10 protein-coding genes are annotated in these 13,668 nt (G+C 60.1%); 4 read left to right on the top strand and 6 right to left on the bottom strand.

Going from position 1 to position 13,668, the window contains the following annotated elements; translation table 11 throughout:
• Nucleotides 1–3 precede the first annotated feature (3 nt).
• Nucleotides 4–942, top strand: a complete 939-nt coding sequence (locus QMY55_RS12080) for a polyphenol oxidase family protein (RefSeq protein WP_283488826.1) — start codon at nucleotides 4–6, stop codon at nucleotides 940–942.
• On the opposite strand, the gene QMY55_RS12075 is transcribed toward QMY55_RS12080, so the two are convergent.
• Nucleotides 853–1,164: a hypothetical protein gene (locus QMY55_RS12075; protein ID WP_283488825.1), complete on the bottom strand. Its 312-nt coding sequence runs from the start codon at nucleotides 1,162–1,164 to the stop codon at nucleotides 853–855. The genes QMY55_RS12080 and QMY55_RS12075 overlap by 90 nt on opposite strands.
• A gap of 189 nt (nucleotides 1,165–1,353) precedes the next feature.
• On the opposite strand from QMY55_RS12075, the gene QMY55_RS12070 reads away from it, so the two are divergent.
• The 3 genes from QMY55_RS12070 (at nucleotide 1,354) to phbB (ending at nucleotide 5,610) form a co-directional block, all read left to right on the top strand.
• Complete coding sequence (locus tag QMY55_RS12070; RefSeq protein WP_283488824.1) at nucleotides 1,354–3,249, top strand: PHA/PHB synthase family protein; 1,896 nt, start codon at nucleotides 1,354–1,356, stop codon at nucleotides 3,247–3,249.
• Nucleotides 3,250–3,388: 139 nt separating this feature from the next.
• Nucleotides 3,389–4,570 (top strand): acetyl-CoA C-acetyltransferase, encoded by a 1,182-nt coding sequence (locus QMY55_RS12065; protein ID WP_283488823.1) that lies wholly within the window; start codon nucleotides 3,389–3,391, stop codon nucleotides 4,568–4,570.
• A 302-nt stretch (nucleotides 4,571–4,872) separates the two neighbouring features.
• Complete coding sequence (gene phbB / locus QMY55_RS12060) at nucleotides 4,873–5,610, top strand: acetoacetyl-CoA reductase (protein WP_283488822.1); 738 nt, start codon at nucleotides 4,873–4,875, stop codon at nucleotides 5,608–5,610.
• A 721-nt stretch (nucleotides 5,611–6,331) separates the two neighbouring features.
• Here phbB and QMY55_RS12055 read toward each other — a convergent pair.
• From QMY55_RS12055 to QMY55_RS12035, 5 genes are all read right to left on the bottom strand, one after another.
• On the bottom strand, nucleotides 6,332–8,365 hold the full coding sequence (locus QMY55_RS12055; protein WP_283488821.1) for an ABC-F family ATP-binding cassette domain-containing protein: 2,034 nt from the start codon (nucleotides 8,363–8,365) through the stop codon (nucleotides 6,332–6,334).
• Nucleotides 8,366–8,465: 100 nt separating this feature from the next.
• On the bottom strand, nucleotides 8,466–9,464 hold the full coding sequence (locus QMY55_RS12050) for a Bug family tripartite tricarboxylate transporter substrate binding protein (RefSeq protein WP_283488820.1): 999 nt from the start codon (nucleotides 9,462–9,464) through the stop codon (nucleotides 8,466–8,468).
• A gap of 40 nt (nucleotides 9,465–9,504) precedes the next feature.
• Entirely contained in the window at nucleotides 9,505–10,728 is a 1,224-nt protein-coding gene (locus QMY55_RS12045; RefSeq protein ID WP_283488819.1) for an acyl-CoA dehydrogenase family protein, read from the bottom strand.
• A 1-nt stretch (nucleotide 10,729) separates the two neighbouring features.
• A complete protein-coding gene (locus QMY55_RS12040; protein ID WP_283488818.1) occupies nucleotides 10,730–12,316 on the bottom strand; it encodes a class I adenylate-forming enzyme family protein in 1,587 nt (528 codons plus the stop codon).
• Between the two features lie 229 nt (nucleotides 12,317–12,545).
• A complete protein-coding gene (locus QMY55_RS12035) occupies nucleotides 12,546–13,526 on the bottom strand; it encodes a LysR family transcriptional regulator (protein ID WP_283488817.1) in 981 nt (326 codons plus the stop codon).
• Between the last annotated feature and the right edge of the window lie 142 nt (nucleotides 13,527–13,668).

Genomic DNA, 13,668 nt, shown 5'->3' with positions numbered 1-13,668 from the left:
TTCATGAGCCCTTCGTCAATACCGCAAACGCAGCCGCAGACTGCGTCTTTTCCCGGCTCTTGGCTGGTGCCGGACTGGCCTGGCATCGCCGGTGTCCACGCTCTGTGTACCACCCGCGACGGCGGTGTGAGCCAGTCCCCCTGGGGCAGCATGAATCTGGGTGACCATGTCGGTGATGAACCCGCGCATGTGCAGCGCAACAGGGAGTTGCTGGGCAATGTGATTGCCGAGCAAACTCCGGGGGCCTGCTCTGTTTTTTTGCAGCAGGTGCATGGCGTGGATGTGCTGGCGCTGGATGGGGGCAATGTGAAGCAGTCTTCAGGCGCAGCCTTTGATGCTTGCGTCACGCATGAAGCAGGAGTTGTCTGCACCATCATGGTGGCGGACTGTCTGCCTGTGCTGCTTGCCCATCAGTCTGGCCTGGTTGTGGGGGCTGCCCATGCAGGCTGGCGCGGCCTCGCCGGCATGCCGCCTGGGCGAAGTGCGCTGCAAGGGCCGTTGCCAGATGGCGTGCTGGAGTCACTTTTTCGGTCTTTTTGCCATGAAGTGCATGCTGCATCTGCGCAAGATGCTATCGAAAGTGAAGATCTCAAAGCGATTGCTGCGCGTACGCAGGCTTGGCTGGGCCCTTGTATAGGCCCGCAATCCTTCGAGGTGGGGGCAGAGGTGAGAGAGATATTTCTGGCTCACGATGAGCAGGCCGCCCGGTATTTTCAGCTGCGGGAAGGCACTGAAGGTCGTAAATACCTGGCCAATCTGCCGCAGCTCGCGCGTCAACGTCTGAACGCCTTGGGTATAACGCAGATCTATGGCAACGACGGTAGCCAGCAGTGGTGTACGGTCAGCAATGAATCACGGTTTTTCTCGCATCGGCGCGATGCCGGCCGGCTGGGCAGCAGTGGTCGCTTGGCTGCCTGTATCTGGCGGGATGGAGCTGTCTGAGGAGAGAGCCTTGGCCTGTTGCTCTGCCTGGACGCGTTCGCGTTCCTTGAGACGGCGCTTGCGTCCAGGTGTGCCCAAGATATAGAGCAGGATGGAAAGCGGTAGCAGGCCATAGAGCACAAAGGTGAAAAACGCACCCAGCAGGGTGCCGCTTGGACTGGCGGCCTCGGCAATGGTCATCATGACGACGACATACATCCAGGCGATGGCAATCAGGTACATATTGACGATTCTGCGGTGAGGCTAAGGCGCTTTGTGTAAAAACAGCTTCACCGCAGTAAAAACGACGATCATTTTTGTCAGAATTTGCTGGCGCATAGGTGACAATACGTATGTGTGAGCCGTGTTGCAGATTCCGCAAGCGCCCAGACCCTGAGTTCGCCGGTCGCTTGCTTTGATGAGGATGTAAGCATGAATTTTGACCCGAGCTGGGGCCAGACCGCCCATTCCGTTCAACAGTTCTGGCAGGAACAGTGGAGCAAGAGCCTTCAATCGCTACCGCAATGGAGTGGCATTGCTCCTGGCGCATTGGGCAGCATGCCAGGGTTGGGCGGCGCGCCCAATCCATGGGCGGGAATCATGGATGCCATGCAGTCCGCCATGCCCCAGTTGGCTGGACAAGTTGGCTCACCAGTGCAGTTTGACGCCAACAAGCTGCAAACCCTGCAGCAGGATTACCTCGAGGCTGTGAAGTCTCTGGGCGATAGCCAGTCCGTGCAGGCACTGCTCTCCAAGGACAGGCGCTTTGCCGCCCCCCAATGGACTGCCAATCCCATGGCGGCTGCGGCTGCGGCCAACTATCTGCTGGGCAGTCGCATGCTGATGGGCATGGCTGAGGCTGCGCAGGGTGATGAAAAGACCAAAAGCCGGTTGCGCTTTGCCGTGGAGCAGTGGATCGCGGCGATGGCGCCCAGCAACTTTCTGGCACTTAATGTCGATGCACTGAACAAAGTCGTCGAGACCAAGGGCGAGAGCCTGGCTCAGGGCATTGCCAATCTGCTGGCCGATATGCGCCAGGGTCATGTGTCGATGACGGATGAGAGCCTGTTCACCGTAGGCAAGAACGTGGCGACCACCGAAGGGGCCGTGGTGTTCGAGAATGAGCTGTTCCAGCTCATCGAATACAAGCCGCTCACCGCCAAGGTTTACGAAAAGCCGTTTTTGATGGTGCCTCCTTGCATCAACAAGTACTACATCCTGGACTTGCAACCCGATAACTCGCTGATCCGCTACGCAGTCAGCCAGGGGCACCGCACTTTTGTGGTGAGCTGGCGCAATCCCGATGAAAGCCAGGCGCATCAGACCTGGGACAACTACATTGAAAACGGCGTGCTCAAGGCGGTAAGCACAGTGCAGGATATCTGCGAGGCGCCACAAATCAATGTGCTGGGCTTTTGCGTGGGCGGCACCATGCTGTCTGCGGCCATGGCTGTGCTGGCCGCACGTCATGCTCGCGAGCATGGTGAGTCCAAACCGACGACCAAGCAACCCGGTCGCAGCCGGACAGCAGCAAAGACAAGTACAGCCAAGGCTTCTACGGCAGCCGCAATGCCATTCCCTGTAGCCAGCATGACGCTGCTGACCACGTTGCTCGACTTTGGCGACACCGGCATTCTGGATATTTTCATTGACGAAAACGTCGTGCGTTTCCGCGAGATGCAGATGGGCCAGGGCGGCCTGATGAAGGGCCAGGACATGGCTTCCACCTTCAGCTTTCTGCGTCCCAACGATCTGGTCTGGAACTATGTGGTGGGAAACTACCTCAAGGGCGAGACGCCACCACCATTCGATCTGCTGTATTGGAACAGCGACAGCACCAATCTGCCAGGTCCGTTCTACGCCTGGTATCTGCGCAATCTCTATCTGGAAAACAATCTCATCAAACCCGCGGCATTGACGGTGTGTGGCGAGGCTATCGATATGTCCCAGGTGAAGATGCCCGTCTATCTGTATGGCTCGCGCGAAGACCATATCGTGCCGGTGAGCGCGGCTTATGCCTCGACCCAGGTGCTGGGTGGCGATCTGCGCTTTGCCATGGGGGCATCTGGTCATATTGCGGGCGTCATCAACCCACCGGTCAAGAACAAGCGCAGCCACTGGCTGCGTGAGGATGGAGAGTTCCCTGCATCGCAGCAGGAATGGCTGGCTGGTGCCACCGAGTATCCAGGCAGTTGGTGGACGGATTGGAGCGAGTGGCTGGCCGGCCATGCTGGCAAGCAGCAAGCTGCGCCTAAAACCTATGGGCGTGCCAAGGCCTACGAAGCCATTGAGGCGGCTCCTGGACGCTACGTTCTGGCTAAGGCCTGACATCTGTTCTGATGCACAATGATTCACCATATTGCAGTGCAGCATTTGCAAGGCAATAGGTGAGGTTTGTCAGCACGATGAACATGCGGCAGACCACTTTCACACATCACTGGAAAGAAACCTAGAAAGGTTCGACATCATGGAAGACATCGTTATCGTTTCCGCCGTGCGTACAGCCGTGGGCAAGTTCGGCGGCTCTCTGGCCAAGGTTCCTGCCACGCAACTGGGCGCGACCGTCATCAGCGAGGCTCTGGCCCGTGCCAAGGTGGGCAAGGATCAGGTCGGTGAAGTCATCATGGGCCAGGTGCTGACCGCTGCAACGGGCCAGAACCCTGCGCGTCAGGCCATGATGGCAGCAGGCATTGCCAAGGAAACACCTGCGCTGACCATCAATGCCGTCTGCGGCTCGGGCCTGAAGGCCGTGATGCTGGCGGCCCAGGCCGTGGCCACCGGCGACAGCGAAATCGTGGTGGCTGGTGGCCAGGAAAACATGAGCCTGTCTCCCCATGTCCTGCCCAATTCGCGTGACGGCCAGCGCATGGGCGACTGGAAGATGGTAGACACCATGATCGTTGACGGCCTGTGGGACGTCTACAACCAGTACCACATGGGCATCACTGCCGAGAACGTGGCCAAGGAAAAGAACGTCAGCCGCGCCCAGCAGGATGCGCTGGCGCTGGCCAGCCAGCAAAAGGCTGCAGCAGCCCAGGATGCCGGCAAGTTCAAGGACGAGATCGTTCCCGTGAGCATTCCTCAGCGCAAGGGCGACCCCATTGTTTTCGACAGCGACGAATACATCAACCGCAAGACCAATGCCGATGTGCTGGCTACCCTTAAGCCCGCTTTCGACAAGGCCGGTTCGGTGACGGCCGGCAATGCCTCGGGTCTGAACGATGGTGCCGCGGCTGTGGTGGTGATGACGGCTGCCAAGGCCAAGGCCCTGGGCCTCAAGCCTCTGGCCAAGATCGTGTCTTATGCAACCAGCGGTCTGGCTCCCGAAGTCATGGGCTTGGGCCCCGTCTATGCCACACGCAAGGCGCTGGATCGCGCCGGCTGGAAGGCTGCCGATGTGGATCTGTTCGAACTCAACGAAGCCTTCGCTGCGCAGGCCTGCGCGGTGAATCAGGATCTGGGCATTGATTCCGCCAAGGTCAACGTCAATGGCGGCGCCATTGCCATCGGTCACCCCATCGGTGCATCAGGTTGCCGCATCCTGGTGACGCTGCTGCATGAGATGCAGCGCAGCGGTGCCAAAAAGGGCTTGGCCGGTTTGTGCATCGGCGGTGGCATGGGCGTGGCCATGGCGCTGGAAGCCTGCTGAGCCTAGGCCCAGTTTAGAAATTTGCCTACCGTCTCGGCTGCGGATGGGAAGGCGCTCTGAGTTTGGCGGCAGCGCTCCTGAAGGCTGCCGCCAATCCAGAATTGTCCGGGTCCAACACCAAGGTGTGCAACCTAGGGAAGATCGCTAAGCGATCTGGAGCGACTCCGGACTTTTCTCAAGCTCAAGACATGCATACTGATGGTGTGCAGAGTTCTTGGCGTGCTAAGCAATAGGTTGAGTAAATCAATGCTTATTGTTGATAGTGTGATCGTGAAATAACCATTGATTGACAGGAGAGATGAATGGCTCAGAAAGTAGCGTACGTCACGGGGGGCATGGGTGGTATCGGTACCGCGATTTGCCAACGTTTGCATAAAGATGGCTTCAAGGTCATCGCGGGCTGTGGACCATCCCGTGATTTCGAGAAGTGGCTTAGCGAGCAAAAAGCGCTGGGCTATACCTTCTATGCATCGGTTGGCAATGTGGGGGACTGGGATTCCACTGTCGAGGCCTTTAGCAAAACCAAGGCCGAACATGGCGCAATCGATGTGCTGGTAAACAATGCCGGTATCACTCGCGACCGCATGTTCGTCAAGATGACACCCGATGACTGGCATGCCGTCATCGAAACCAACCTGAACTCCATGTTCAACGTCACCAAACAAGTGGTGGCTGACATGGTGGAAAAGGGCTGGGGGCGCATCGTCAACATCAGCTCGGTCAATGGCGCCAAGGGCCAGGCCGGTCAGACCAATTACTCGGCAGCCAAGGCAGGCATGCACGGCTTCACCATGGCGTTGGCCCAGGAACTGGCGACCAAGGGCGTGACCGTGAACACCGTCAGCCCCGGCTATATCGGTACCGACATGGTCAAGGCCATCCGCCCCGATGTGCTGGAAAAGATCGTGGCTGGCGTGCCGGTCAAGCGTTTGGGCGAGCCCAGCGAAATCGCTTCCATCATTTCCTGGCTGGCGTCCGACGAAGGTGGCTATTCCACCGGCGCCGATTTCTCGGTCAATGGTGGCCTACACATGCACTAAGCCCTCAAGGCATCACACAAAAGGAGCTTCGGCTCCTTTTTTCATGTCTGTTTGCGCAAGCTGGGTAAGTGGGCCGGGAGCAGAAATGACAAGACCCGCAGAAACGAATTCTTGCGGGCCTTGTGGGGTGTCGCTGGTGACAGCGATTCTGGGCGGAAAGGCAGCGAGTCTTGGTTTTCAAGTCGCCCTCAGTGCCTTGCTGCCGGGGCACCTGGCTGCAATACCGGCTTGGCGGTATTGCCTGCGAGCGCTTAGCGCTTGCGATCGCGTTCGTCTTCGGGCCAGATGGACATGATGAAAGTCGTTTGCATGGGGAAATCTCTCCTGTTTGTCTGTTCAACGCCTGAGCAGTTCAGCTCGTTGACAGCTTTTGAATATTTTTTAGCTGATCGTTTATACAGTGGTGAATCAGGCTGCGTAGGCCGGTGCACGCTTGCGGTCGCGCTCGTCCCAGGGCCAAGCCATCAGGGACATGGCGGCGGCCTGATGGGGCAGGGCGTTGGCGGTGTCGATAACAGTGTTGGTCATTGCAGTTCACTCCTTTGCGTGTTCAACGCCTGGGGATTACCGCAGGTTGACGGAAAGCTGAATCAAAACCGCAAAAAAATGCAAGCCAGGTGTTCCGATGTTGCGTTTAGCTGTTCTAAATATTCAAAAACAGGAGCGGCTAATGCATGATTGGCATGAGTTAGCCGCCGATCTCAACTGATTTTTAGAGCTGTCAGACTTGGGCTGAAATTGACTCGACTTGCTCGGAAAGCTCCAGCCAGCGCTCCTCCAGCTGTTCGATTTCAGCGTTGACGGCACTCAGTTGCTTGCCGGCTTCAACGATATCGCCACCGGACAGGCCGGGCGTGGCCAGCTTTTCTTCCAGCGCACTGCGCTGGACATTGAGCTTGGGCAGCGTCTTGTCGATCTGTTCCAGCTCTTTTTTGAAGGGCTTGGTCTTCTCGGCCAGTTGCTGGCGAGCTGCGGCGGCCAGGCGACGGGCTTCCTTGGGGTCAGCCACGGCGTCGGTGAATGTTTCTATTTTCGGAGCTTCTGGCGCTTGTGCAGCAGGGGCTAGAGGCGTATTTGGTGTCAAATCTACCGGTGTTTGCACCGCTGGCTGCTGTTCGGCGTTGCGTGCTTCTTCACGCAGGCGCTTGGATTCGTCCAGCAGATAGCGCTGGTAATCGTCCAGGTCGCCATCGAAGGGGCCGACGACGCCGCGGCCCACCATCCAGAAGTCTTCACATACGGCACGCAGCAGGTGACGGTCATGGGAGACCAGCATCACGGTGCCGTCGAAGTCGTTGAGCGCTATGGCCAGCGCTTCGCGCGTGGCCAGGTCCAGGTGGTTGGTGGGCTCGTCCAGCAGCAGTAGATTGGGGCGTTGCCAGACGATCATGGCCAGCACCAGACGGGCTTTTTCGCCGCCGCTCATGCTGCCCACGGATTGTTTGACCATGTCGCCGCTGAAGTTGAAGGTGCCCAGCCAGTTGCGCAAATCCTGCTCGCGGCTGGCGGCAGGGGCGGCAGCGCCGAGTTCCCTGGCCAGACGTGCCATGTGCTCCAGCGGGTTCTCGTTGGGGCGCAGCACGTCCAGTTCCTGCTGGGCAAAGTACCCGATATTGAGGCCCTTGCCTTCGGTGACGGTGCCTGCCAGTGCCTTCATCTCGCGGGCGATGGTCTTGACCAGGGTCGATTTGCCCTGGCCGTTGGCTCCCAGAATGCCGATGCGCTGGCCTGCCAGCACGGAGCGGTTTACGCCGCGCAGGATGGTGGTCTGCCTGCCGTCTTCGTCCTCATAACCGAAGCTGGCATCGGTAATCGCCAGCATCGGGTTGGGGAGATTGGCGGGCTCCTTGAATTCAAAGGTGAACTCGGCTTCGGCCAGCACCGGTCCGATCTTTTCCATGCGCTCGAGCTGCTTGACCCGGCTTTGCGCCTGCTTGGCCTTGCTGGCCTTGGCCTTGAAGCGGTCAATGAACTTCTGCAGGTGAGCCATTTTTTCCTGCTGCTTGGCAAAGCTTGCCGCCTGCAGCTCCAGCTGCTGGGCGCGCAGCTCTTCAAAGCGCGAGTAATTGCCGCCGTAGCGGTTGATCTGCCCACCCTGAATCTGCAGTGTGACGTTGGTGATGGCGTCCAGAAATTCGCGGTCATGGCTGATGACGATCATCGTGCCGCTATAGCGCTTGAGCCAGGCCTCCAGCCAGACCAGGGCATCCAGGTCCAGGTGGTTGGTGGGTTCGTCCAGCAGCAGCAGATCGCTGGGGGCCATCAGTGCACGGGCCAGTTGCAGACGCATGCGCCAGCCGCCCGAGAAGCTGTTGACCGGGTGATCGAGCTCGGAGACCTTGAAGCCCAGACCCAGAATCAGGGCTTGCGCGCGCGATTCGGCATCATGTGCACCGGCATCGGCCAGATCCACATAGGCTTGTGCGATTTCCATGCCATCGCCGGAGGCTTCGGCGGCGGCCAACTTGGCATTCAGCTCGGCCAGGCGCGTGTCGCCATCGAGGACGAACCGGGTGGCAGATTCGTCGGTTTCCGGCATGTGCTGGGCCACCTGGGCCATACGCCACTGAGGAGGGATGAAGAAATCACCGCCGTCTTCGCTGATGCTGCCATTGAGCAGGGCAAACAGGCTGGACTTGCCCGCACCGTTGCGGCCGACAAGGCCGACGGACTCTCCTGGGTTGATGGTGGTGCTGACTTGGTCGAGCAGGACTTTGGTGCCGCGGCGCAGCGTGATGTTCTTGAGGCTGATCATGACTGGGGCCGATTATCCGCGAATGCCGGCAGACTCCGGCGCTTGCGGGAATGGGCGGGCAAAAGCGGTGCCCCGGTCATCTCGGGGGGGCCTGAGTTTTTTATACCGCTTGAAGGCCTACGCGCTTCATCATGGTTTCGGTGAATTTCAGCTCCTGCTCGAAGGCTTGGGTATAGGTGGCCGAGTCCAGCACTTGCACCTTGCCGCCGTCCATCTCCAGTGTCTGGCGCACTTTGGGCTGGCTCAGCACGGCTTCCATCGCGTTGCGCAGCTTGGTGACGATGTCTTCTGGCGTGTCCTTTGGTACGGACACGCCGCCCCAGGAACTCAGGTGCACATTCTTCACTCCAGCCTCGTCCAGCGTGGGGACCTGAGGCAGCTTGTCGTTGCGTTGCTCGCCAGCTACGGCCAGGGGGATGAGCTTGCCCGCCTGCACATGGGGATAGGCGACAGAGAAGATCGGTGCGCCAAAGACGACCTGCTGGCCCAATACAGCGTTGACCAAGTCGGATGCGCCCTTGTAGGGAACATGCGTGGCCTTGGTTTTCAAGGCGGATAGGAGCAACTCAACGCCCAGATGTGAAGGCGTGCCCACGCCGCCCGAGGCGTAGTCGATATCGCGAGACTTGCTGGCTGCCAGCAGATCGGCCACGCTGCGTATGCCCGAGCTGGGGTGCACGACCAGCAAGATGTCCGAGCGGGACATGCCCATCACGTGGTTGAAATCCTTGAACACCTCAAACCCTGGATTTTTATACATGCGCATGGCCGCAGCCATGGGCGAGCCCGAGTACATCAGCGTGTAGCCGTCAGCGGCAGACCGGGCCACCTGGCGTGCGCCGATGTTGCCACCTGCGCCGGGGCGGTTTTCGATGATCACGGGCTGCCCCAGGTGCTGCCCCAAGGCTTCGGCCACGATGCGCGCGGCGTTGTCGGGCCCGGTGCCAGCCATATAGGGCACAACCCATTTGATCGGGCGGCTGGGCCAGGCCTGGCCCATGGCCGGCAGGCCGGCAGCGCCCAGGCTGGCGACGGCCATGCGCAGCCACTGGCGGCGATCACTGCTGCAAAGAGAGGTGTTCAAGGGCAGATTCATCATTGTCTGTCTCCTGTTTGGATAGCTGCTTGGGCTTGCTGCATCAGGGCTGAAGCAGCTCTTTGGCAATGGTGTTGCGCTGGATTTCGCTGGTGCCGGTCAGCACGCGGTACATGCGCAGCAGGCGGAACAGAAACTCCACGCGGCGGCCGTGGACAATGCCTTCGCCGCCGTGGATCTGCACGGCGCGGTCGGCAATGGCAAAGGCTTTTTCAGAGCAGAAGAGCTTGCTCATTGAAGCCTGGGCACGGGCATCGATACCGGCGTCCAGCGCCCGGGCGGTCTGGATCATCAGGGCCCGTGCGGCCATCCAGTCGGTGGCCATATCGGCCAGCATGTGCTGTATGGACTGGAACTGCGCAATGCTGCGGCCAAACTGCTGGCGGCCCAGCGCATAGTCGCGGGCGTCGCGCAGCGCACATTGGGCCAGACCGACCATGGCCGGGCAATGCAGCAAGCGGTTGACGGTAATGCGTCCCAGCGCCAGGCCCAGGCCGCGCCCGGGCTCGCCAATCAGCTGGGCGACTGGCACACGCACGGCGTTCAGATGGATATCGCCGGTATGGGACTGCCCGGCCATGGTCTTGTAGCCGCTGACCACTTCCACGCCGGGCGCTGCGAGGTCCACGAAGAAGGCGCTGATTTCCCGCTCGGCACTACCCTCAGGGGCGGTGGAGGCCATGAGCACGGCAAAGTCCGCAAACGGCGAGCCGGAGATAAAGCGCTTATGGCCTGTCAGCACGTAATGCTCGCCCTCCAGAACTGCTCTGGTTTCGAGAGCTCCTGCATCGGATCCAGCCTGCGCTTCCGTCAAGGCAAAGCAGATGGATTTTTCGGCACGCGCCACAGGCAGGATGAACTGCTCCATCTGCAGCGGCGTGGCCTTGCGCACCAGAGACCCTATGCGCGGCGGGCCGCTGAGCTCGCCCAGCACATGGGGGGCGAACGGCGAGCCGCTGGCATAGATGGCTTCCTTGATCAGCACCTGGTCCAGCACCGAGAGCTCCTCGCCGCCCATGGCCTGGGGCAGCGTCATACCATAGAAACCCAGTGCATGCGAGCGTTTCCAGACCTGGCGCAGCAAATCCTTGCTGGCGCTGTTTTCATGGTTGATGCCGTGCTGTTGCGCCAGTTCGGCCAATTCGCCGTGCAAGAAATCCTGCAGCGCGGCGATCAGCTGGGCGGCACGTGGTGAGCCTTCAAATGGTGTTTCAAGCAGGCAGGAGTCGAGCGGGATGGCGGTTTGCATTCTGTCCTTGGCATTCATTTCAGTTGACCTTTCGGCTGTGATTGGCCCAGTACGGTGCTTGCACGGTTTTGCGCATCACCTTGCCGTTGGGGTTCTTGGGCAGTTGCTGCACAAACTCGATATGGCGGGGGCGTTTGAAGCCACCCAGGCGCTCGGCGCAAAAGCGGTTGATGGCTTCGTCATCCGCTGACTGTCCCTGTTTGAGAACGATGTGGGCGGCCACGGCTTCGCCCCACTTTTCATCGGGGATGGAGAACACACAGGCATCCTGCACGGCGCTGTGTTCGTAGAGCACGGCCTCGACCTCCGAGGGATAGACATTGAAGCCGCCCGAAATCACCATGTCCTTCTTGCGATCCACGATGTAGACAAAGCCTTGCTCGTCCACATGGGCCAGGTCGCCGGTGTGATAGCGGCCGTTTTTCAGCACCTCGGCCGTCAGCTCGGGGGCACGCCAGTAACCGGCGAATACATCGGCACCGCTGACCACGATCTCGCCCACCTCGCCCTGGGGAACGCTCTGGCCTTCGTCGTCCACCACTTCCACGCAGGATTCGAGAAACGGCCGCCCGCAGGAGGCCAGCAGCTCGGGCCTGGCGGCGCGGGCATAGAGATGGTCGTGAACGGTGAGTGCGCAGACGCCCGAAGTGGTCTCGCCCGCGCCATAGCCCTGACTGAGGACAGGGCCGAACACATCCATGGCCTGCAGAATGCGGGCCGGAGCCATGGGAGCGGCGCCATAGCCCAGGCGCAGCAGATCGGGCAGGGGACGATACCGTCCCGCTGTCTCCGCCAGCAGCATATTGATCATGGTCGGCACCATGAAGGTGTGGGTCACATGCAGGCTGCGCATGTCCTGCAGAAAGCGCGCGGGCTCGAAGCTGCTGAACAGGTGGATGGTGGCACCCGTACACAGAGCCGGCATCATCTGCATGCCGGAGGCATGGGTGACCGGCCCTACCAGGCCCAGCGTATGGCCGGCCTGCATGCCTTCGCCGCGCATCAGGAACTTGCGCAACTGGGCCAGGCGGTTGCCAAAGGTCTGCATGGCGGCCTTGAGCGTGCCCGAGGAGCCCGAGGTGTAATGCAGCACGGCCACCTCATGCTCATGGACCTCTACCGCCGAAAAATGGTCGGAAGCCTTTTGCAGTAAACGCTCGTAGCTATGGTTTTCATTACTACCCAGCTCCACTAGCTGAACCTGCGGGTTGCGCAGCTGGGCGCGAAAGCTCTCGGCACGCTCCGCCGTGGTGACGATGAGGGCGGCATCGCTGTTGTCGGCAATCTCGACGACTTCACGCGGCGAGAGGCGGGCGTTGAACGGCGCCTTGACCAGACCGGCCTTGTAGCAGGCCAGCTCGATCTCGACGATTTCGGTGCAGTTGGGCAGATAGATGCCCACGCGGTCTCCGCGCTTGAGGCCCTGGGCCAGCAGCGCGTTGGCCAGACGGTTGCTGCGCTGCTCCAGCGCCGCGTAAGTGAGGTTCTGGCTGGCGCTGGTCACCGCCAGATGGTGGGCATACAGACGGCAGCAGCGGGCAACGAGAGCGCCGACATTGGGAATCAGAGCGCCTGGCGTGCTGGCCGTGGGCAAAACAGTGGGCATGGGCAAGTCCTTGTTGAAACCGATCCGCATGGAACCAATGCCTATTGGTCTGCGGTGTCTGGGTCCACTGTCCCAAAGTGGTGCGGTTCAAGGAAATACCGTTTGATGATTTATGGCGATCAATCTTTTTGATGACTATGAAAATCAATGGCTTGCGTGATGCCTGGCTAGCACTGGTGTTGGAGGCTGCGGGTTAATCCCGGGCAGGATGGATGATGCCGCTGCAGATTCATGGTGCTTGGTAGAGCCACTGCGCTTGCCAGTGACCTTGGGCAATCAGAGTCTGGGCATGTTCAAGCAAAGCGTGTTGAACCACATTCACGGCGGCATCCTGGCTGCGCCCAGGTTGGCGTGCCAGGTGGTAGTGACGCTGCAGATCGGGCTGGCAGACCCGGGCCACGATCCACTGCGAATGCGCGGCCTGTGGCTGCGGACTTTCGGCCAGAGAGCAGGAGGGCGTAAAGGTAAAGCCTGCGCCGCACTGATAGAGCGAGCGTATGACCCGGGCCGAGTCATGCTCATGCACGATGTTCAGGCTCAGTTGCAGATCGCTGGCGGCCTGCTCCACAGTCTGGCGTATGGAAAAGCGCCGTGATTGCAGCACCAGGGGCTGGGCCGTGGCATGGGAAAAGTCCAGGCAGGGCGTTTTTTCCTCCGTACTGCCTTGGTAGAGCAGGGGGGCGACCTCGCCCTGTGCGTCATGGCCGCAGAAATAAATGGGCTCGGTGGCCAAAGGCTGTACCTGCAGATCTTGCAGGCTGGCGGTATCGACCAGAATGCCCAGGTCAGCCCGGCGCTCCAGCATGGCTTTTTGCACCATCAGGCTGGAGTCATCGAGCACAAACACGCGTATGCGCGGGTGGCTTTGGCGCAGGCTGGCGATCACCGGGCCCATGAGCAAGCCGGTCAGCAAAAACGGCATGGCAATGCTGACCGAACCTTCGGGCCCCATGGGCAGACGCTGTATGCGCTCGCACATGGCATCGGCATCGGAGAGCAGGCGGCGTGCATCCTCGTAGAGCTGGGTGCCTGCGGGCGTGGCCGTGACGCCGGCATGGGTGCGCTCCAGCAATTGCGCGCCCAGCTCGGCTTCGAGCTTCTTGATCTGCGCCGTCAGCGCAGGCTGGGCCACATACAGCGAGTGTGCGGCGCGCGAGAGCGAGCCTGCCTCCAGCACTGTGATGAAATAGCGAAGAGCGCGTAAATCCATGCTTTCAACTCAAAAAGTCGTCTCGAAATCCTGTGACAGGGTATTTGAAGAATTGTTAGCTTCCTGTAATGTCGGTGTACTCTGACATGCTTCCCGGGCTAACCATATACAAGATGACGTATCTTGACGTTTGAAGCCCGAT

This window comes from Comamonas resistens (genome assembly GCF_030064165.1).
Classification (GTDB): domain Bacteria; phylum Pseudomonadota; class Gammaproteobacteria; order Burkholderiales; family Burkholderiaceae_C; genus Comamonas; species Comamonas resistens.
Note: the sequence above shows the minus strand (reverse complement) of the source record. Positions and strands in the feature narration are given on the sequence as shown.

Coding starts and splice junctions, on each gene's coding strand:
- QMY55_RS12075 (WP_283488825.1), bottom strand. CDS start 1,164: ATGTACCTGATTGCCATCGCCTGGATGTATGTCGTCGTCATGATGACC.
- QMY55_RS12050 (WP_283488820.1), bottom strand. CDS start 9,464: ATGATGAATCTGCCCTTGAACACCTCTCTTTGCAGCAGTGATCGCCGC.
- QMY55_RS12045 (WP_283488819.1), bottom strand. CDS start 10,728: ATGAATGCCAAGGACAGAATGCAAACCGCCATCCCGCTCGACTCCTGC.
- QMY55_RS12070 (WP_283488824.1), top strand. CDS start 1,354: ATGAATTTTGACCCGAGCTGGGGCCAGACCGCCCATTCCGTTCAACAG.
- QMY55_RS12055 (WP_283488821.1), bottom strand. CDS start 8,365: ATGATCAGCCTCAAGAACATCACGCTGCGCCGCGGCACCAAAGTCCTG.
- QMY55_RS12065 (WP_283488823.1), top strand. CDS start 3,389: ATGGAAGACATCGTTATCGTTTCCGCCGTGCGTACAGCCGTGGGCAAG.
- QMY55_RS12035 (WP_283488817.1), bottom strand. CDS start 13,526: ATGGATTTACGCGCTCTTCGCTATTTCATCACAGTGCTGGAGGCAGGC.
- QMY55_RS12040 (WP_283488818.1), bottom strand. CDS start 12,316: ATGCCCACTGTTTTGCCCACGGCCAGCACGCCAGGCGCTCTGATTCCC.
- QMY55_RS12080 (WP_283488826.1), top strand. CDS start 4: ATGAGCCCTTCGTCAATACCGCAAACGCAGCCGCAGACTGCGTCTTTT.
- phbB (WP_283488822.1), top strand. CDS start 4,873: ATGGCTCAGAAAGTAGCGTACGTCACGGGGGGCATGGGTGGTATCGGT.